This is a genomic window from Streptomyces galbus (assembly GCF_005280195.1).
In the GTDB taxonomy this organism is placed as follows: Bacteria; Actinomycetota; Actinomycetes; order Streptomycetales; family Streptomycetaceae; genus Streptomyces; species Streptomyces galbus.
The window spans coordinates 206676-225622 of record NZ_SZPR01000025.1 but is presented as its reverse complement, the minus strand read 5'-3'; the positions used below and the strand labels follow the sequence as shown (position 1 = coordinate 225622).

The following is an 18947-nucleotide window of genomic DNA, read 5'->3' as shown; positions in this document are numbered from 1 at the left end:
ACGTCATCGGCAGCAGCGCGCCGAGAGAGGTGGAGCCGTTCGCGTTGCGCTTGAACCAGATGTTCGGGAACGCCAGGAACCGGTGCCAGGCGATGCCCATGTCCGTCCGGAGCGAGACGACGATCATCCAGATGAAGGACGTCGCGATCTTGATCATCGCGGTGAGGTAGACGAGGTTCTGCAGCGTGCCGGTGGTCAGGCCCTTGAAGGCGAGGACCAGCGGGTACGACGCGAAGTAGGCGGCCTCGTAGTGGTGCACGCCGGCGAGCGCGCCCTCCAGGCCCCGCAGGGTCATGATCGCCAGGCCGATGATCAGGATCACGGACTCGACGAAGTACGCCTGGCCGAAGTTGGAGCCGGCGAAGCGGGACTTGCGCCCGGGCTGGCGCGGGTGGCTGAGCTGGCGGATGACGATGAGGGTCAGGATGCCCAGCGACGTCATGGTGCCGATGAACTCGACGAAGAGCTCGTAGGGCAGCCAGTGCCCGATGACCGGCAGCGTCCAGTCGGCCTGGAAGAGCTGGCCGAAGGCGTTCACCAGGGTCAGCACCAGGGAGAAGAAGCCGATCGCGACGAACCAGTGCGCGAAGCCGACCACGCCCCACCGGTTCATCCGGGTGTGACCGAGGAACTCCCTGATCACCGTGGCGGTACGGGCGGTCCAGTCGTTGGTCCGGGTGCCCGCGGGCACGTCCTGGCCGAGCCGGACGAACCGATAGATCTGGGCGATGGCGCGGCCGAACAGCGCCACGCCGACCACGGCGAGCACCAGCGACACGATGATCGCGGCGAGTTGCATGGGGGGCTCCTGGAGGGCGGCCTCGTCATTACTAAGCGGTAACTTATGCAGTCCGTCTGAGACTACCCCCAAACCCGAGCCGCACTGTAGCCGGGAGTGCGGTGATCTGCGTCGCTGAGGGTCCCCTCAGATGCGGGGGGCAATCCGATCGTGTTATTCGTACCAAATTGGTACATACGGTACTAACTTAAGCCTGTGCTCTACGGAATCGCCGCCGCCACCACCGCCCTGCTCCTCACGGCCGTGCTGGCCGCCCTGCTGCGGGTGCCCGCCCGCCGCCTCGGGCTGGTCGAGCGCCGGCAGCGGCAGCGGCGGGTACCGGTGTCCGGCGGCCTCGCCGTCGTGCTCGTCACCAGTCTGGTCGCCGTCGCCGGCGACCGCACCGGCTGGGCCCCGCTGGGCGACGGCGTGGGACGCCTGCTGGTGGCGGCCGCGTCCGTCGCGGGGCTCGGCCTGGTCGCCGACGTCTCGCGCCTGAAGACCGGCATCCTCGTGATCGGTACGGCCGTGGCGGCCGCCTGCGTCATGCCGTACGGCGACCTCGGCGTGCCCGGTGGCCTGCTCGGGGCCGGATGGGTGACGTTCGTCGCGCTGGCCCTGCGGTCGCTGGACCATGCCGACGGGCTGGCCGGGACCGTCGGGGTGGTCACCGCGTTCGGGGTCGGCGCCTGTGTGGCGGCCGAGCTGCTGGACGGGCTCGCGGTGCTGCTGAGCGTGCTGGCGGCCGCGCTGACCGGGTTCCTGCTGCACAACTGGCCGCCGGCCCGCGCCGCCCTCGGAGCCTGCGGGTCGCTGTTCGCCGGGTTCCTGCTGGGCGCGGGCGGCGTGTACGCGCGCGTGGGGCACGATCCGCTGGAGAGCGCGGGCGTGCTGTTCGCGCTCGTCGCCCTGGCCGCCGCCGACACCCTGCTCGTGGTCCTCTCGCGGCGGCTCGCCGGGCGACCGCTGCTGAGGGGCGGCCCGGACCACCTCGCGCACCGGCTGCGGCGCCTCGGGATCACCGCGCAGGGGGCGGTCGTCCTGCTGGGACTGCTCGCCTCGTGCGGGGTACTCGCGGGGGTGCTGGTGCACATGGGCCGGCTCGGCGCGCAGGCGCCGCTGTGGGGGGCGGGGGTCGTCGTCGTGATCGTGCTGGGGCTGCTCCGGGTGCCCGTGTACTTCCCCCGGCGCCCCTCCCTCACCGTGGTCCGTCAGCCCGGGAGCCCGACATCCACGCAGGTCGGAGCGCCCTTGCGTGTAAGGAACGGATAAGAGTTGAGCCTGGCTGGCTCAGGTCTGTTGACCCAGCGGCCGACCTCATGCACACTTGAGCCTGTTGCACTCAAGTCAGTGGAGGAATCAACCATGGCACGTGCGGTCGGCATCGACCTGGGCACGACTAACTCCGTCGTCAGCGTTCTGGAGGGCGGCGAGCCCACCGTCATCACCAACGCCGAGGGTGCCAGGACCACGCCGTCCGTCGTCGCCTTCGCGAAGAACGGTGAGGTGCTCGTCGGCGAGGTCGCCAAGCGTCAGGCGGTCACGAACGTGGACCGGACCATCCGCTCGGTGAAGCGCCACATGGGCACCGACTGGAAGATCCAGCTCGACGGCAAGGACTTCAACCCGCAGCAGATCTCCGCGTTCATCCTGCAGAAGCTCAAGCGGGACGCCGAGGCCTACCTGGGCGAGAAGGTGACCGACGCGGTCATCACCGTCCCGGCGTACTTCAACGACTCCGAGCGCCAGGCGACGAAGGAGGCCGGCGAGATCGCCGGCCTGAACGTCCTGCGCATCGTCAACGAGCCGACCGCGGCCGCCCTGGCCTACGGCCTCGACAAGGACGACCAGACCATCCTGGTCTTCGACCTCGGTGGCGGCACCTTCGACGTCTCGCTGCTGGAGATCGGTGACGGCGTCGTCGAGGTGAAGGCGACCAACGGCGACAACCACCTCGGTGGTGACGACTGGGACCAGCGCGTCGTCGACTACCTGGTCCAGCAGTTCAAGTCCGGTCACGGCGTGGACCTGGCCAAGGACAAGATGGCCCTGCAGCGTCTGCGCGAGGCCGCCGAGAAGGCCAAGATCGAGCTGTCCTCGTCCACCGAGACCTCGATCAACCTGCCCTACATCACGGCGTCCGCCGAGGGCCCGCTGCACCTGGACGAGAAGCTCACCCGCGCCCAGTTCCAGCAGCTCACGGCCGACCTGCTGGAGCGCTGCAAGACGCCGTTCCACAACGTCATCAAGGACGCCGGCATCTCCATCAACGAGATCGACCACGTCGTCCTCGTCGGTGGCTCCACCCGCATGCCCGCCGTCGCCGAGCTCGTCAAGGAGCTGACCGGCGGCAAGGAGGCCAACAAGGGTGTGAACCCGGACGAGGTCGTCGCCATCGGCGCCTCGCTCCAGGCCGGTGTCCTCAAGGGCGAGGTCAAGGACGTCCTGCTGCTCGACGTCACCCCGCTGTCCCTCGGCATCGAGACCAAGGGCGGCATCATGACCAAGCTCATCGAGCGCAACACCACGATCCCGACGAAGCGCTCCGAGATCTTCACCACGGCCGAGGACAACCAGCCGTCCGTGCAGATCCAGGTCTACCAGGGCGAGCGCGAGATCGCGGCGTACAACAAGAAGCTCGGGATGTTCGAGCTGACCGGTCTGCCGCCGGCGCCCCGCGGCGTCCCGCAGATCGAGGTCTCCTTCGACATCGACGCCAACGGCATCATGCACGTGACCGCGAAGGACCTGGGCACGGGCAAGGAGCAGAAGATGACCGTCACCGGCGGCTCCTCGCTGCCGAAGGACGAGGTCGACCGCATGCGCCAGGAGGCCGAGCAGTACGCGGAGGAGGACCACCGCCGCCGCGAGGCCGCCGAGGCCCGCAACCAGGGCGAGCAGCTCGTCTACCAGACCGAGAAGTTCCTCAAGGACAACGAGGACAAGGTCCCCGGCGAGATCAAGACCGAGGTCGAGGAAGCCGTCGGCGAGCTGAAGGAGAAGCTCAAGGGCGAGGACACCGCCGAGATCCGCTCCGCCACGGAGAAGGTCGCGGCCGTCTCGCAGAAGCTCGGCCAGGCCATGTACGCCGACGCCCAGGCGGCCCAGGCCGCCGGTGGTGCCGGTGAGGCCGGCGACGCCGGTGCCGGCCAGGCCAAGGCCGACGACGACGTCGTGGACGCCGAGATCGTGGACGACGAGCGCAAGGACGGTGCCGCGTGACGGAGGAGACCCCGGGCTTCGAGGAGAAGCCCGACGTCCCCTCCGGCGCCACCCCTGACGACGCCGAGCCGAAGGCCGCCGCCTCCTCCGAGGAGACGGCGGCCCCGGCCGGGGACGCGAACGAGACAGCGGGTCTGGTGGCCCAGCTGGACCAGTCCCGCAAGGCGCTCGACGAGCGCACCGCGGACCTCCAGCGGCTCCAGGCCGAGTTCCAGAACTACCGCCGCCGGGTCGAGCGGGACCGGATCGCGGTCAAGGAGATCGCCGTCGCGAACCTCCTGACCGAACTCCTGCCCGTGCTCGACGACATCGGCCGCGCGCGCGAACACGGCGAGCTGGTCGGCGGGTTCAAGTCCGTCGCCGAGTCGCTGGAGACCGTCGCGGCCAAGATGGGCCTGCAGCAGTTCGGCAAGGAGGGCGAGCCCTTCGACCCGACGATCCACGAGGCCCTGATGCACTCCTACGCGCCGGACGTCACGGAGACCACGTGCGTGGCCATCCTGCAGCCGGGGTATCGCATCGGCGAGCGCACGATCCGCCCCGCGCGGGTCGCGGTCGCCGAGCCCCAGCCCGGCGCGCAGACGGTCAAGGCCGAGGAGCAGCAGGGCGAGGCCGCGGCGGAGGACTCCGCGACGAAGGACAACGGTGGCCCGGAGGAGGGCTGACGTCGACACCGACGGACGCACTGAAGGCACTGACGTAGGGAAGGAGGGGCGTCGGGGATGAGCACCAAGGACTTCATCGAGAAGGACTACTACAAGGTCCTCGGCGTCCCGAAGGACGCCACCGAGGCCGAGATCAAGAAGGCGTACCGCAAGCTCGCGCGCGAGTTCCACCCGGACGCCAACAAGGGCAACGTCAAGGCCGAGGAGCGCTTCAAGGAGATCTCCGAGGCGAACGACGTCCTCGGCGACCCCAAGAAGCGCAAGGAGTACGACGACGCCCGCGCCCTCTTCGGCAACGGAGGGTTCCGGCCCGGCCCGGGTGCGGGCGGCTCGTTCAACTTCGACCTGGGCGACCTCTTCGGAGGCGGCGCCGCCCAGGGCGGGGGCGGGGGCGGCTTCGGCGGCGGACTCGGCGACGTCTTCGGGGGCCTGTTCAACCGCGGCGGCACCGCGGGGACCCGGACCCAGCCCCGGCGTGGCCAGGACATCGAGTCCGAGGTCACCCTGAGTTTCACCGAGGCCATCGAGGGGGCGACGGTCCCGCTGCGGATGTCGTCGCAGGCGGCCTGCAAGGCCTGTTCCGGAACCGGCGACAAGAACGGCACACCGCGCGTGTGCCCGACCTGCGTCGGCACCGGGCAGGTCGCGCGGGGCTCCGGCGGCGGTTTCTCGCTGACGGACCCCTGCCCCGACTGCAAGGGCCGCGGGCTGATCGCGGAGAACCCCTGCGAGGTCTGCCACGGCTCCGGGCGCGCCAAGTCGTCCCGGACCATGCAGGTCCGCATCCCGGCGGGGGTGAGCGACGGCCAGCGGATCCGGCTGCGCGGCAAGGGCGCACCGGGCGAGCGCGGCGGCCCGGCCGGCGACCTGTACGTCGTCGTGCACGTCGGCGAGCACCCGGTGTTCGGGCGCAAGGGCGACAACCTCACGGTCACCGTGCCGGTGACGTTCACGGAGGCGGCGCTCGGCGGCGAGGTCAGGGTGCCCACCCTGGGGGGTCCGCCGGTCACGCTGAAGCTGCCGCCCGGCACGCCCAACGGCCGCACGATGCGCGCCCGGGGCAAGGGGGCGGTCCGCAAGGACGGCACCCGCGGCGACCTGCTGGTGACCGTCGAGGTGAGCGTGCCCACGGACCTGTCGGGGAAGGCTCGTGACGCACTCGAGGCGTATCGCGAGGCGACCGCGGGCGAGGACCCGCGGGCGGAGTTGTTCGAGGCCGCGAAGGGAGCATGAGGCAGATGGAAGGCCGTCGACGGAACCCGTATGAACTGACCGAGGAGACCCCGGTCTACGTCATCTCGGTGGCGGCCCAGCTCTCCGGACTGCACCCGCAGACGCTGCGCCAGTACGACCGCCTCGGCCTGGTCTCCCCCGACCGCACGGCGGGCCGGGGCCGGCGCTACTCGGCCCGTGACATCGAACTGCTCCGTCAGGTGCAGCAGTTGTCGCAGGACGAGGGCGTCAACCTGGCCGGCATCAAGCGGATCATCGAACTGGAGAACCAGGTGGCCGCGCTCCAGTCCCGCGTCGCGGAGATGGAGGCGGCTCTGGACGCCGCGGCGGCGGCCATCCAGCAGCGCGAGGCCGCGGTCCACGCGTCCTACCGCCGCGACCTGGTCCCGTACCAGGAGGTCCAGCAGACCAGCGCCCTGGTGGTCTGGCGGCCGAAGAAGGCCAAGGACTAGCAGCGGCCGGGCGCGGTCACAGGCACACGCACACGGCGAGGGGCCCGGGAGTCGAACTCCCGGGCCCCTCGCCGTCGTCGCGTGCGGATCAGGTGGCCGGGCCGGTGACCGCGTCGTCGACGTTGGAGAAGGCCTCCGTGCCGTCCGCGTTCGTGAAGGACACCAGGTAGTACAGCGTGGTGCCGGCGGGGGCGGTGGTGTCGGTCCAGTAGGGGGCCGTCACCGGGGCGTCGGTGAGGCGCGTCCAAGTGGCCTTCACCCGGTCCCAGCGGTAGACCTGGTAGCCGTCCGCCTCCTTGAAGCGCGAGCCGTAGCAGTACGGGTCCACCTGGACGGCGCCCGAGGCCAGGGGGATGGCGTCCAGGTCGCAGGCCGTGTTCTCGGGGGCCGGGGCGGTCGGGCGCAGGTCCAGCTCGGTGACCTTGACGGCGGCGACGGGCTGGTCCCAGTAGGTGCCGTCGCCCTCGGGGTCGCCGACGTACGAGGCGACGTTGCCCCAGCGGTCCACGGCCAGGACGACGTACCGCTTCTGTTCGCCGTCCGCCGTCATGCGCAGCATCGCGTACGTGCGGGTGGCGTCCACCGTGCCGACGTAACTCGGGGTGTCGAAGTCGGCGGGCTGCTCGTAGATGCGGTACTCGGCGAGGTCCGCCGCCGGGCTCGCGTGCCACTGCAGGCGCACGCCGTACTCCAGGGCCTTGGCGGTCAGGCCCGTGACGGCCGGCGGGGCCACCTCGTCACCGGGGCGGGTGACGACGATCTCGGCCGAGGGGGAGGACCAGCGGCCGTAGGTGTCCTTGCGGATGACGGCGTAGGCGTACGGCGTGCCGCGGTGGCCGCTGCTGTCGGTGCAGGTGCGCACCGTGGCGCCGGACGCGTCGGTGGCGGTCTTGCGGCTGCCGCAGGTGACGGGCGCCCAGGTGCGGGCGGCGCTCGTCGCGGGGGAGCGCAGGACGCTGTAGGTCTCGGTGTCGTTCCCCGCGGGGTCGGTCCAGCCGATGACGGCGCCGTGGTCGGGGGTGGTGGCCGTGACGTGCCGGGGCACGGCGATGGTGGTGCGGCCGGTCACCACGGCGGAGTCGGCGTGGTTCCAGGCGGCGTCGTAGGCGCGGATCTTGTACTCGTACACCTCCCCGTACGCGGGGTAGGAGTCCGTCCACGTGGTCGTCGTGGTCTCGGGGGTGTACTCCTTCCACTCCGTGTCGCCGGGCTGCTTGCGGAAGACCGAGTAGGCGACCGCGTCCGACGGGGCCGTCCAGGACAGCTCGTTGGTGTCGACGGAGCTGGTGACGGTGAGCACCGGAGCGGCGGGCGCGGTGAAGTCGCGCGTGGGGACCGGGCCGAGGGCGCCGGTGCCGGCCGACTCGTTGCCGGCCTTGTCGTAGGCGCGGACCTGGTAGCGGTACGACTGGCCGGTGTGCGGCGGGGTGTCGTCGAAGGTGCGCCGGGCGGTGGTGGTCGTGCCGATCCGGGCCCAGGCGGTGCTGCCCGCCGCCTGGCGGTAGACCCGGTAACCGGCCAGGTCCATCTCCTTGTTGGCGGCCCACGACAGCTTCGCGGTGCTCCGGCCGTCCGCCACCTGGTAGTTCCAGGCGGCGCCGGCCGGCGCGAGGGGACGTACCTTGTCGACGGCGGCCGTGGTGCGGGGCGTATAGGTGACGGCGACCTTCGCCGAGCCGGTCCAGTGGACGTAGTCGACGCGCAGGGTGTGCTTGCCCGACGGGACCGTGACGTTGACGGTCTTGGCGACGGTGGCGGAGGTGTTCCGCCACAGACTGATCTTCCGGCTGCCGTCGAGGTAGACGCGGATGCCGTCCAGGCCGGACGCGGACAGCGTGAAGGGGCCGCCGGAGCCGAAGTCGCGGGTGACGGACCAGCGGACGGAGAAGTTGTCCTTCGGCACGCCCGAAGCGGGCGCGCCCGTACCCCAGTTCTCGCTGATCGCGGCGTCGCAGGCGGTCTGCTTGGCGGTGCCCGAGAAGTTCGTGTTGGCGTAGATCTGCCGCTTGTAGACCGGTGAGGTGCAGTTGGTGGCGGCGGACGCCGGGCTCGCGGCCGCGGAGGTGAGCAGGCCGCCGGCCGTGGCGAGCACCACGGCCGTCGCGAGGCTGACTGGCTTCATTCGTTCCCCTGTCGGACGGTCGGCGGCGGGAACCGCCGTGATCATGACGTGCCGGGAAGGGAATTGGTTGCACGGATTTTTGCCGGGTCGTGAAGTCTCGTTGGTGAAGGGCCCGTAAAGGGCGTCAGGAGGCGATTCCGCTTCGTCTCCATGCGTCTTCACCTGCTGAGCGGAGCGTGATGTTGTCATCTCGTTAAGTAGTTCCGCTTGACGCCGGTACGGCTGGCCGCGTTGTCTTTTCAGACACCTGGGTCGACTTGCCCCATGCCCCGAACGCACCTGAAGTGAGCCCCTGAATGCGTCGAATAGCCATCGCTGTGGTCGCCGCCACGATGACCCTCTCGCTCGCCGGCTGCGGCGTGCTGAACGCGACGGAGGACGGGGCCGACGCAAGTCCCACCAAGGGCAACGGCATCACCGTCGGCGTGCTGATGCCGGAGACGACGAACACCCGCTACGAGCGGTTCGACTACCCCATCATCCAGGCCAAGGTGAAGTCGCTGACGCGCGGCGAGGGCAAGACCGTGTACGCCAACGGCGAGGCGGACCCGGACAAGCAGGTCCAGCAGATGGAGAAGATGATCGACGACAAGGTCGACGTCATCCTGCTGGACGCGGTCGACGCCGAGGCGATCGCCGGCACCGTCAAGAAGGCCAAGGACGCGGGCATCCCGGTCATCGCCTACGACCGTCTCGCGCAGGGGCCGATCGACGCCTACGTCTCCTTCGACAACGAACTCGTCGGCGAGGTGCAGGGGCGCACCCTGGTCGAGGGCATGGGCTCGCCCGACGCCACCGACAAGATCGTCATGATCAACGGTTCGCCCACCGACCCGAACGCCGGTCAGTTCAAGCAGGGCGCGCTGTCCGAGCTCAACGGCCGGGTGAACATCGCCGCGACCTACGACACGGACAAGTGGAAGCCGGAGCTGGCGAAGAAGGAGATGGCCGAGGCGATAGCCAAGATCGGCAAGGGCAGCATCGCCGGTGTCTACTCCGCCAACGACGCCATGGCGGGCGCGGCCATCGAGGCCCTGAAGGAGGCCGGCGTCAGCCAACTGCCCCCGGTCACCGGCCAGGACGCCGAGCTGGAGGCCGTGCAGCGGATCATCTCCGGCGAGCAGTACATGAGCGTGTACAAGCCCTACCCGCAGGAGGCGGAGGCCGCCGCCGAGATGGCCGTCGCCAAGGTGCAGGGACGTGACATCCAGTTCGACGCGCTCACCCGCGACAAGGTCGACAGCCCGACCGACAAGAACATCCCCGCGCAGCTCGTGACCGTGGTCGCGCTGACCAAGAGCAACATCAAGGACACCGTGGTCGCCGACGGCATCTTCAAGGTGTCCGAGATCTGCACCGGCAAGTACAAGGCGGCGTGCCAGACGATCGGCCTGAAGTAGCCGGTCCGGCGGCCGGTGCACGGCCGGGTCCGGACGGCCGCCGGCCGACCGGATCCGGACAGCCGCCGAATGGCCGGAATGCGATGTTCCGTTATTCGGCCGGAACTCGTCGGTCGGGGGCCGCTCCCGGGCCCCTCACGGGCCGGTCCGCGGCTCCTCGCGGATCAGCACGCCGTCCGGCGCGTGGTCCGCGGGACGGGTGCTGAGGTAGCCCGAGGGGTCGCGGTCGCCCGTCACGCGCAGTCCCGTGACCCGGGCGTCGCGCGGGACGTCGTACCAGAGCTCGACCTCGACGAGGTCGTGGCCGCCGATCTCGACCTCCTCGTGCTGGCGGCGTACGGCCATGGCGAAGGCGTCGGGCCGGGCGCGGGGGCCGGTCACGCCCTCCAGGCGCTGCTGCGCCGCCACGAACGTGTGGAAGTTCGGGTCCTGGTTGTCGACCCGCAGCCGCGCCGAGCAGAACTGCCCGTCCGGCTGGGCCTCGCTGTGCGACCCGGCCACCGCGGTCAGCCCGCAGCGCAGGGCGAGCAGGGTGAACGTGAGGTGCCCGTCCCGGTGGGGGCGGGAGGGCCGCTGCGGGGCCGGCGCCGACGCCCGCCCCGCGTCCTGCCCGGACCCCGTCCCCGCACGGCCGTCACCGCCGCAGCCGGCCAGTACGCCCAGCACGACCGCGCACGTCATCCCCGCCACCACCGGCCTCGTCGCCATGCGCCGATTGTCCGCCGGACCGGGGCGGAAGGGGAGGGGTGGACGCCCCTGGAGCGCCCGGACGACAGCTTGTTGCACGGCGGCGCGCGGAGGACGGTCCGAGGCGGTGCGAAAACCTGTCAAAGCGGCGGTTTCCCCAGTGGCCGCCGGGGGCAGCCGTGTTGCGGAGCCGGTCCGGGCCGCGCATAGTTGCGTCGCGGAACAGGCGCGCAGCGGGGGTGGTATGGGCGATGGCCGGGACCGGGACGGAGGAGCATCCTCACGGTGCCGACCGACTGTGCGAGGCCGGGGATCGCGTGTATTCCCGGGCCGTACGGCGCGGCCGGGTGCCGCGCCGTGACGCCGACCAGGTGCCCTGCCTGCTGGACCTGGCCCTGCTGCACCCCGACCCCGACGACATGGACTGGCTGGTTCCGACCTCCCCGCAGGAGGTCATGACCCGGCTGCTGCGCGGGCTGTACGAGGACGTCAGGGCCAGCCAGCGCCGGGTGGGCTCGGCGGTGGCCGCCTACGAGTGGTACGCGGGCCTGGGCGGTTCCGCGCCGGCGGCAGCGGCCGGCGAGGGCTCGGCGATCCGCGTCCTGGAGGGGCTGTCCCGGATCCAGGCGGCCATGGACGAGGCGACGGAGGCGTGCACCCACGAGGTGCTGACCGTCCAGCCCGGCGGCATCCGGCGCGAGGACGAGCTGGCGGAGGGCCTGCACCGGGCGCTCACCCTGCGCGGCCGGGGCGTGCGCATGCGCGACCTCTACACCCACGTGGCCCGGCACGGGCAGGGCCTGCTCAACTACCTGGAGCTGATGGGCGAGGCGGTCGAGGCGCGCTCGCTGGACGAGGTGATCGACCGGCTGATCCTCTTCGACCGCACGGTCGCCTTCATCCCCGCCAACACCGACCGCACGATGGCGCTGGAGCTGCGCCACCCGGCGCTGGTCGGCTACCTGGTCACGGTGTTCGAGCGGCTGTGGCGGCTGGCGATCCCGCTGACCGCCCCCCTGCCCGACACCCGTATCGAGGGCATCTCCCACCGCGAGCAGTCCATCGCGGCGCTGCTGGCCGAGGGCCACCAGGACGCGGTGATCGCGGAACGGCTGGGCATCAGCGTGCGCACCTGCCGGGCCCACATCGCCCGGCTCTCGGAGACCCTCGGCGCGGCCAGCCGCACCCAGCTCGGCGTGCGCATCGCCCAGGTGGGCCTGGACGGCCCCCGGGAGCCCGTGGACCTCTCCCAGGTCACCGTGCCGGGCCAGGGCTCCCGGACGGGCCGTTAGGCACCCCGGGAGGCCCCCGCGGCCCCCGTGACCTCCGTGGCGCCTAGGTGTCCTGCTCCAGGATGCCCGACTGCGCTATCAGGTAGCCCAGTTGGGCCCGGCTGCCGCTGCCCAGGGCCGTCGCGAGCTTGGCGATGTGGGCCCGGCAGGTGCGGACGTTCATCCCCAGGCGGCGGGCGATGGCCTCGTCGACGTGGCCCTCGACGAGGAGCTTGGCGATGGAGTGCTGGATCTCCGTGATGCCGTCGGGGGCGGTCTCGTAGGGGGCGCCGGCGGTCAGCGGGACCGCGCGGCTCCACATGAACTCGAAGACCTTGACCAGGTACTGCACCAGCCCGGGGTGGCGCAGTTCGAGGGCGACCTGCCGGTCGTCGCGTATGGGGATGAAGGCGACCGTCTCGTCGCAGATGATCAGCCGCTCGACCAGCTCGTCGATGGTGCGGTACTCCGCCTTGCCGTTGGCGAAGCGGTCGACGTACGCCAGCCGTTCGGGGCTGTAGCGGGCGGTGTGCTGGTACAGGGTGCGGATGCGCACCCCGCGGTCGATGAGGGTCTGGTCGCGCTCCAGGCCCTCGATGACCCGGCGCTCGGGGTGGCGGGCGCTGGGCTGCACGGTGAGCATCTCGTTGCGGCACTGGTCGGCGGCCAGGTCCAGGGCCGCGTTGATGCGGTCCAGCCCCTCCAGCACGGTGATGGCGTGGGTGGGGGCGGTGTCCTGGGCGCTGAGCGCCATGAACGGCTCGAAGACCCCGGCCAGCTCGATGGAGGTGCGCCGGCGCTCGGTGATCTCCCGTTCGATCGGATTCAGCCGTTGCGCCAGCGCCACCGTCGGCGGAACCGGGCGCAGCCAGCCCGCGTCGTCCGGGTCGGGGTGGAGCAGGGCGAACTCCATCAGGCAGGGGGCGCTCTCCACCTCCGCGCGGGCGATTCGCCCGGTGCGCAGCGCGTGGGCGTACAGGCGCCCTCCCTCGTCGCACAGTTCAGTGATGGCGTGGGGATGTGTCGCTTTAGCCGGATTTGTTGTCAAATCTCCACCCCCCAGGGTCCTGAACATGCAGGAACATGATGCACCGATTGTGTGGTCATGACGTGCCTGAATGAGCCATCGTCTTACCCGACGGGGGAATGAGGGGACCTTCAAGTGAGGACGAAGCCGACTATGCGTAAGAGAATGCTTCGCTCGGTGCTTGTCGCCGCCTTCTCCGCCGTTGTGGCCTTCGGGACTCTGAATGGCCTCTCCACTGCGAAGGGCGACGCACAAGCGGACAGCCGGTGGTCTGTGGTGGTCGTGTCCGCCGCGCCCGCCGACGGAGCCGACGGGGCTGTGGCCACCCCCGACGACAGTATTTGGTCCTGACATGACGACACCTCCCGACGACCGCAGCTTCCGCCGCGAGATGGCCACCGCCTACCGGTCCGGCTGGCACTTCATCGACCTGGTCACCGCCATCCCCCACAGCGGCGACTCGTTGATGGTCACCGTGTTCGGTGAGCCGGTCGTCGTCACGCGGGACGAGGACGACGACGTACGGGCGTACCGGTGTCTGCGGCGGCCTCGGGGGGCGCCGCAGCCGGTCCGGTGCGCGATCCGGTACGGCATGATCTTCGTCAACCTCGACCAGCGCGACCACGAGCTGGCCGAGCCGGCGGCCCCCACCGCCCCGCGCACCATCTCAGCCACCCCCCGCAGTGCCTGACGCGATTCCCCCGTCGTAACAGATCGCCTCAGGTGCTTCCCCCCGCAGCGGCGTCACCGTGACCTGAACACGGTGACGCCGCTGTGTTGTGCGGGGAAATGTCCCGCTGTCCGCCGTCCCGTCAGTGGCCGGAAATCGATGAGCCGGCGGGCCGTATCGGGTCAGCCCTGCCCCATCGCCCGGGTCAGGGCGATCTCGATCACCGCCCGGGTGGGGTTGGGGCGCGGGGTGCGCCCGTAGCGCTCGGCGTAGCGCCGGACCGCCTCGGCCACCCGCTCCGGGTCCTCGCTGACCGTCGCGCGGCCCTCCAGCGTCGCCCAGCGGCGCCCCTCGACCTGGCACACCGCGACCCGTGCGCCGTCCGGGCCGGCCGCCACCACGTTGCGCACCTTCCGGCTGGCCCGGTCCGCGATCACCCGGGCCAGCCGCCGCTCCGGGTCGTAGGTCACGCCCACCGGCACCACGTGCGGGCTGCCGTCGGGGCGCGGGGTCGTCAGCGTGCACAGGTGCCGCTCGCGCCAGAAGGTGAGATACGGCTCGTCCGGCGCACCCGGGTCTCGGTGGTTCGTCATGACTGTCGAACTTAGCCGCCACGGCCCTCCCGCATCGAGCCTTGAGTGGAATAGACTCAACTTTGTGTACGTTGACTGAGTCAGTACCGGGGAACGCCGGACGACGTGGCACCGACCGCTGACGCAAGGAGGAGAAGCAGACCGTGGACGCCGAGCTGACCAACCGGAGCCGGGACGCGATCAACGCGGCCAGCAACCGGGCCGTGACCGAGGGGAACCCGGACCTCACCCCCGCCCACCTGCTGCTGGCCCTGCTCCAGGGGCAAGGCCGCCAGGCAGCAAACGAGAACATCGTGGACCTGCTGGCGGCCGTCGAGGCCGACCAGGCCGCCGTGCGCGCCGGTGCCGAGAAGGTGATCGACACGCTGCCCCGGGTCGCCGGGTCCACCGTCGCGCCGCCGCAGCCCAACCGCGAGCTGCTGGCCGTGGTCGCCGACGCCCAGAGCCGGGCCCGTGACCTCGGCGACGAGTACCTCTCCACCGAGCACCTGCTCATCGGCCTGGCCGCCAAGGGCGGCGCCGCCGCCGACGTGCTCGTCCAGCAGGGCGCGAGCGCCAAGAAGCTGCTGGAGGCCTTCCGCAAGGCCCGCGGTGGCCGGCGCGTCACCACCGCCGACCCCGAGGGCTCGTACAAGGCGCTGGAGAAGTTCGGCACCGACTTCACCGCCGCCGCCCGCGAGGGCAAGCTCGACCCCGTCATCGGGCGGGACACCGAGATCCGGCGGGTCGTGCAGGTGCTGTCCCGGCGCACCAAGAACAACCCGGTGCTGATCGGCGAGCCCGGCGTCGGCAAGACCGCCGTCGTCGAGGGCCTCGCCCAGCGCATCGTCAAGGGCGACGTGCCCGAGTCGCTGAAGGACAAGCGGCTGGTGGCGCTCGACCTGGGCGCGATGGTCGCCGGGGCCAAGTACCGCGGCGAGTTCGAGGAGCGGCTGAAGACCGTCCTGGCCGAGATCAAGGACTCCGACGGGCAGATCATCACCTTCATCGACGAGCTGCACACCGTCGTGGGCGCGGGCGCCGGCGGCGACTCCGCGATGGACGCCGGCAACATGCTCAAGCCGATGCTGGCCCGCGGCGAGCTGCGCATGGTGGGCGCCACCACCCTCGACGAGTACCGCGAGCGGATCGAGAAGGACCCCGCCCTGGAGCGGCGCTTCCAGCAGGTGCTGGTCGCCGAGCCGAGCGTCGAGGACAGCATCGCCATCCTGCGCGGGCTCAAGGGCCGCTACGAGGCCCACCACAAGGTCCAGATCGCCGACAGCGCGCTGGTCGCGGCCGCGACCCTGTCCGACCGCTACATCACCTCCCGCTTCCTGCCCGACAAGGCCATCGACCTGGTCGACGAGGCGGCCTCCCGGCTGCGCATGGAGATCGACTCCTCGCCCGTCGAGATCGACGAGCTCCAGCGCGCCGTCGACCGGCTGAAGATGGAGGAGCTGGCCATCGGCAAGGAGACCGACGCGGCCTCCCGCGAGCGCCTGGAGAAGCTGCGCCGCGACCTCGCCGACAAGGAGGAGGAGCTGCGCGGCCTGACCGCCCGCTGGGAGAAGGAGAAGCAGTCCCTCAACCGGGTCGGCGAGCTGAAGGAGAAGCTGGACGACCTGCGCGGCCAGGCCGAGCGCGCCCAGCGCGACGGCGACTTCGACACCGCCTCCAAGCTGCTGTACGGCGAGATCCCCACCCTGGAGCGCGACCTGGAGGCCGCCTCCGCCGCCGAGGAGGAGGTCGCCAAGGACACCATGGTCAAGGAGGAGGTCGGCGCCGACGACATCGCCGACGTGGTCGCCTCCTGGACCGGCATCCCGGCCGGCCGCCTCATGGAGGGCGAGACGCAGAAGCTGCTGCGCATGGAGGAGGAGATCGGCCGGCGCCTGATCGGCCAGGGCGAGGCCGTGCGGGCGGTGTCGGACGCGGTGCGCCGCTCCCGGGCCGGTATCTCCGACCCCGACCGGCCCACCGGCTCGTTCCTCTTCCTCGGCCCCACGGGCGTGGGCAAGACCGAGCTGGCCAAGGCGCTGGCCGACTTCCTCTTCGACGACGAGCGGGCCATGGTCCGCATCGACATGTCGGAGTACGGCGAGAAGCACAGCGTGGCCCGGCTGGTCGGCGCCCCGCCCGGCTACGTCGGCTACGAGGAGGGCGGCCAGCTCACCGAGGCGGTGCGCAGGCGGCCGTACTCCGTGGTGCTGCTGGACGAGGTGGAGAAGGCGCACCCCGAGGTCTTCGACGTCCTGCTGCAGGTGCTCGACGACGGGCGCCTGACGGACGGTCAGGGCCGCACGGTCGACTTCCGCAACACCATCCTGGTGCTGACCTCCAACCTGGGCAGCCAGTTCCTGATGGACCCGCTGACCAGCGAGGCGGAGAAGAAGGAGCAGGTGCTGGAGGTCGTGCGGGCGTCCTTCAAGCCCGAGTTCCTCAACCGGCTCGACGACCTGGTGGTCTTCTCGGCCCTCACCAAGGAGGAGCTGAGCCGCATCGCCCGGCTCCAGATCGACCGGCTCGCCCGGCGCCTCGCCGAGCGTCGGCTCACCCTGGACGTCACGCCGGACGCGCTGGCCTGGCTCGCCGCCGAGGGCATGGACCCGGCGTACGGGGCGCGCCCGCTGCGCCGTCTGGTCCAGTCCGCGATCGGCGACCGGCTGGCCAAGGAGATCCTGTCCGGCGAGGTCAAGGACGGCGACACGGTCCGCGTGGACGCCTTCGGCGACGGCCTGATCGTGGGCCCGGCCACCGGCAAGACCCTCTGACCCGAGCCGCGCCGCACGGGCCCGTCACCCCCCGGGTGGCGGGCCCGTCGCGCGCTGCGGGCCGCCCTGCGAACGCTCTGAGCTGAATTACGCCAAGCGCAGGTGAACCATGGAAGGCGGGGCTTGCCACCCCCCTCTCCGCATGGGGGAGGATGGCGGAATCCGTACGAAGGGAAAATCACGGTGACCATCGACCCGTCCTCGATTCCGAACTTCGGGGGCCAGCCCGAGCCGCAGCCTGAAGGACCGGCGGGCCCCGTCGTCCCGGATCAGGATCTCGTGAAGCAGTTGCTCGACCAGATGGAGCTGAAGTACGTCGTCGACGAAGAGGGTGACCTCGCGGCGCCGTGGGAGGAATTCCGCACGTACTTCATGTTCCGCGGCGACCAGCCCGAACAGATGGTCTACTCGGTGCGGACGTTCTACGACCGGCCTCACCCGATCGAGGACAAGGCGCAGCTCCTGGAGTCCATCGACGACTGGAACCGCCGCACCCTGTGGCCCAAGGTCTACACCCACACCCACGACGACGGCACCGTCCGTCTGATCGGTGAGGCGCAGATGCTGATCGGCGCCGGGGTGAACATCGAGTTCTTCGTCTCCTCCACGGTGAGCTGGGTCCGCGCGGCCATCGAGTTCGACAAGTGGCTCGTGGAGCAGCTCGGCCTGGAGCAGGACGTCAACGACGCCGACGGGCCCGAGGAGGGCGACGCGTAACCGGGGCCTGCCCCCGGACCCACCGGGACTCACAGCGGTGTGCGGGCGAGGACGACCAGGTACGCGCCGTACGCGTAGGAGAGCCCGGCCAGGGCCGCGACCACCACGGTCGCGTGCACGGGCCGGGCTCTCGCCGTGCGCACCAGCGCCGCAGCGAGCGGCAGCAGCAGCGGGAACGCCGGCAGCAGGAACCGCGGCTTGGACTCGAAGAACCCCGAGCCGCCCAGCGCGATCAGCAGCAGCACCCCGCCGTAGACCAGCAGGGGCAGCGGGGCGCGGTCGGCGAGCAGCAGCGCGTACAGCACCACCGCCGCCGCGACGATCACCATCGTCACCGGGAAGACCAGCCGGTCGCCGCGCAGCAGCAGGTGGTGCACGAACCGCAGCGAGCCCCGCCCGAAGTCGAAGCGCGAGCCCCACAGGCGCTGCACCGCGAAGTAGCCGCGCAGCGGGTCACCGGTGCGCGCCCCGACCCACAGCACGTACGACACCCAGCCCAGCGGGGCGAGCGCCGCGCCCGTCCACAGCCTGTGGGAAACCCGGCCGCGCGCCCGCCACACCGTCCACGCGGCGGTGACGAGGACGGCGGCGGCCACCGCGAAGCCGTTGGGCCGCGACAGCCCCGCGAGGGCGGCGAGCGCCCCCGCCCACCGCCAGTGGCCGCGCAGCACCGCGTACAGCGCCCACGCGGCGAACGCGGTCAGCACCGGCTCGGTGTACGCCATCGACAGCACGATCGAGTGCGGCAGCAGCCCCCACAGCACGACCAGCGCCGTCGCCACCGCCCGCCCGTGCAGCAGCCGGCCCACCGCGTAGATGCCCCAGGCGGCCACCGCGGCCGCGGTCCACGACACCACCAGGCCGGCCGCGCCGCCGCTCAGCGGGGTCACCGTGGTCACCGCGCGCACCAGCGCCGGGTAGAGCGGGAAGAACGCCAGGTCGCTGTGGACGACGTCGGGCGCGAAGCGCAGGGTGCGGCCGTAGCCGTGCGCGGCGATGCCCAGGTACCACAGCGAGTCCCAGGAGCGGCCGAGGAGGGCGAGCGGCTGCTGCCCGGTCGCCTCGGCCGTGAGCGCGAGGAGCGCGACGCCGGTCAGCCGGGCCGCGGTGAACAGGGCGAGCGCGGCCGCCGCTCCCGGGACACGGCGGGTCCGGCGGCCCGCCTCGGCGTGCGGGTGTGTGACTGCGGACGGGGCGAGCGTGCTGGCATGGGTCACACCCGCACGATGCCGTGCCCCTGCCGGGGGCGCGAGCGGGTCTGGTCCAGGCGGGTGGCCCTTCTGACGGCCCGTCGGGCGGACCGCGGCCGTGCCCCCGGGCGGGCCCGCGCCGGCCGTGCCGCCCCTGGGCCACCGGG

General features: G+C 71.4%; 15 protein-coding genes and 1 pseudogene. 10 read left to right on the top strand and 6 right to left on the bottom strand.

Going from position 1 to position 18947, the window contains the following annotated elements; all coding sequences use genetic code 11:
• A pseudogene (locus tag E4U92_RS29045) lies at positions 1-799 on the bottom strand (Fe-S oxidoreductase); the annotation flags it as partial.
• A gap of 195 nt (positions 800-994) precedes the next feature.
• On the opposite strand from E4U92_RS29045, the gene E4U92_RS29040 reads away from it, so the two are divergent.
• The 5 genes from E4U92_RS29040 to E4U92_RS29020 all read left to right on the top strand — a co-directional run bounded on the left by E4U92_RS29040 (position 995) and on the right by E4U92_RS29020 (position 6350).
• Positions 995-2050: an MraY family glycosyltransferase gene (locus E4U92_RS29040; protein WP_137303388.1), complete on the top strand. Its 1056-nt coding sequence runs from the start codon at positions 995-997 to the stop codon at positions 2048-2050.
• A gap of 93 nt (positions 2051-2143) precedes the next feature.
• Positions 2144-4000, top strand: a complete 1857-nt coding sequence (gene dnaK / locus E4U92_RS29035) for a molecular chaperone DnaK (RefSeq protein WP_137303387.1) — start codon at positions 2144-2146, stop codon at positions 3998-4000.
• Positions 3997-4665 (top strand): nucleotide exchange factor GrpE, encoded by a 669-nt coding sequence (gene grpE, locus E4U92_RS29030; RefSeq protein WP_137303386.1) that lies wholly within the window; start codon positions 3997-3999, stop codon positions 4663-4665. The genes dnaK and grpE overlap by 4 nt, the downstream gene beginning before the upstream one ends.
• A 57-nt stretch (positions 4666-4722) precedes the next feature.
• Entirely contained in the window at positions 4723-5898 is a 1176-nt protein-coding gene (gene dnaJ / locus E4U92_RS29025; RefSeq protein WP_137303385.1) for a molecular chaperone DnaJ, read from the top strand.
• A gap of 5 nt (positions 5899-5903) precedes the next feature.
• On the top strand, positions 5904-6350 hold the full coding sequence (locus E4U92_RS29020; protein ID WP_137303384.1) for a heat shock protein transcriptional repressor HspR: 447 nt from the start codon (positions 5904-5906) through the stop codon (positions 6348-6350).
• 88 nt (positions 6351-6438) lie between these two features.
• On the opposite strand, the gene E4U92_RS29015 is transcribed toward E4U92_RS29020, so the two are convergent.
• On the bottom strand, positions 6439-8472 hold the full coding sequence (locus tag E4U92_RS29015; RefSeq protein ID WP_137303383.1) for a fibronectin type III domain-containing protein: 2034 nt from the start codon (positions 8470-8472) through the stop codon (positions 6439-6441).
• Positions 8473-8768: 296 nt separating this feature from the next.
• Between E4U92_RS29015 and E4U92_RS29010 the strand changes: the two genes are divergently transcribed.
• Positions 8769-9872 carry a sugar ABC transporter substrate-binding protein gene (locus E4U92_RS29010; protein WP_137303382.1) on the top strand — a complete coding sequence of 368 codons (1104 nt, stop codon included), beginning with the start codon at positions 8769-8771 and terminating at the stop codon, positions 9870-9872.
• Between the two features lie 135 nt (positions 9873-10007).
• Here E4U92_RS29010 and E4U92_RS29005 read toward each other — a convergent pair whose 3' ends face one another.
• Entirely contained in the window at positions 10008-10580 is a 573-nt protein-coding gene (locus tag E4U92_RS29005; protein WP_137303381.1) for a DUF4352 domain-containing protein, read from the bottom strand.
• A gap of 230 nt (positions 10581-10810) precedes the next feature.
• Between E4U92_RS29005 and E4U92_RS29000 the strand changes: the two genes are divergently transcribed.
• Positions 10811-11851 carry a helix-turn-helix transcriptional regulator gene (locus E4U92_RS29000; protein WP_137303380.1) on the top strand — a complete coding sequence of 347 codons (1041 nt, stop codon included), beginning with the start codon at positions 10811-10813 and terminating at the stop codon, positions 11849-11851.
• Between the two features lie 43 nt (positions 11852-11894).
• Here the strand turns inward: E4U92_RS29000 and E4U92_RS28995 are convergent, their stop codons facing one another.
• Positions 11895-12905, bottom strand: a complete 1011-nt coding sequence (locus E4U92_RS28995; RefSeq protein ID WP_373311672.1) for a helix-turn-helix transcriptional regulator — start codon at positions 12903-12905, stop codon at positions 11895-11897.
• 304 nt (positions 12906-13209) lie between these two features.
• Here E4U92_RS28995 and E4U92_RS28985 point away from each other — a divergent pair, with 304 nt between their 5' ends.
• Complete coding sequence (locus E4U92_RS28985; protein ID WP_137303378.1) at positions 13210-13548, top strand: Rieske (2Fe-2S) protein; 339 nt, start codon at positions 13210-13212, stop codon at positions 13546-13548.
• Between the two features lie 161 nt (positions 13549-13709).
• Here the strand turns inward: E4U92_RS28985 and E4U92_RS28980 are convergent, their stop codons facing one another.
• Entirely contained in the window at positions 13710-14120 is a 411-nt protein-coding gene (locus E4U92_RS28980; protein ID WP_137303377.1) for a pyridoxamine 5'-phosphate oxidase family protein, read from the bottom strand.
• Positions 14121-14263: 143 nt separating this feature from the next.
• Here E4U92_RS28980 and clpB point away from each other — a divergent pair, with 143 nt between their 5' ends.
• Together clpB and E4U92_RS28970 are read left to right on the top strand one after the other, a co-directional pair.
• Positions 14264-16873, top strand: coding sequence for an ATP-dependent chaperone ClpB (gene clpB, locus E4U92_RS28975; protein WP_137303376.1), 2610 nt, complete (start codon positions 14264-14266; stop codon positions 16871-16873).
• A gap of 183 nt (positions 16874-17056) precedes the next feature.
• Positions 17057-17590 (top strand): type III secretion system chaperone family protein, encoded by a 534-nt coding sequence (locus tag E4U92_RS28970; RefSeq protein ID WP_137303375.1) that lies wholly within the window; start codon positions 17057-17059, stop codon positions 17588-17590.
• 29 nt (positions 17591-17619) lie between these two features.
• Here the strand turns inward: E4U92_RS28970 and E4U92_RS28965 are convergent, their stop codons facing one another.
• Positions 17620-18807 carry a hypothetical protein gene (locus E4U92_RS28965; protein ID WP_174864048.1) on the bottom strand — a complete coding sequence of 396 codons (1188 nt, stop codon included), beginning with the start codon at positions 18805-18807 and terminating at the stop codon, positions 17620-17622.
• Between the last annotated feature and the right edge of the window lie 140 nt (positions 18808-18947).

Bases quoted from the DNA above. Each gene is read 5' to 3' on its own strand.
- dnaJ (WP_137303385.1), top strand. From the start codon at position 4,723: ATGAGCACCAAGGACTTCATCGAGAAGGACTACTACAAGGTCCTCGGC.
- E4U92_RS29010 (WP_137303382.1), top strand. From the start codon at position 8,769: ATGCGTCGAATAGCCATCGCTGTGGTCGCCGCCACGATGACCCTCTCG.
- E4U92_RS29005 (WP_137303381.1), bottom strand. From the start codon at position 10,580: ATGGCGACGAGGCCGGTGGTGGCGGGGATGACGTGCGCGGTCGTGCTG.
- E4U92_RS28985 (WP_137303378.1), top strand. From the start codon at position 13,210: ATGACGACACCTCCCGACGACCGCAGCTTCCGCCGCGAGATGGCCACC.
- E4U92_RS28980 (WP_137303377.1), bottom strand. From the start codon at position 14,120: ATGACGAACCACCGAGACCCGGGTGCGCCGGACGAGCCGTATCTCACC.
- E4U92_RS29015 (WP_137303383.1), bottom strand. From the start codon at position 8,472: ATGAAGCCAGTCAGCCTCGCGACGGCCGTGGTGCTCGCCACGGCCGGC.
- dnaK (WP_137303387.1), top strand. From the start codon at position 2,144: ATGGCACGTGCGGTCGGCATCGACCTGGGCACGACTAACTCCGTCGTC.
- E4U92_RS29000 (WP_137303380.1), top strand. From the start codon at position 10,811: ATGGCCGGGACCGGGACGGAGGAGCATCCTCACGGTGCCGACCGACTG.
- E4U92_RS28995 (WP_373311672.1), bottom strand. From the start codon at position 12,905: ATGTTCAGGACCCTGGGGGGTGGAGATTTGACAACAAATCCGGCTAAA.
- E4U92_RS29020 (WP_137303384.1), top strand. From the start codon at position 5,904: ATGGAAGGCCGTCGACGGAACCCGTATGAACTGACCGAGGAGACCCCG.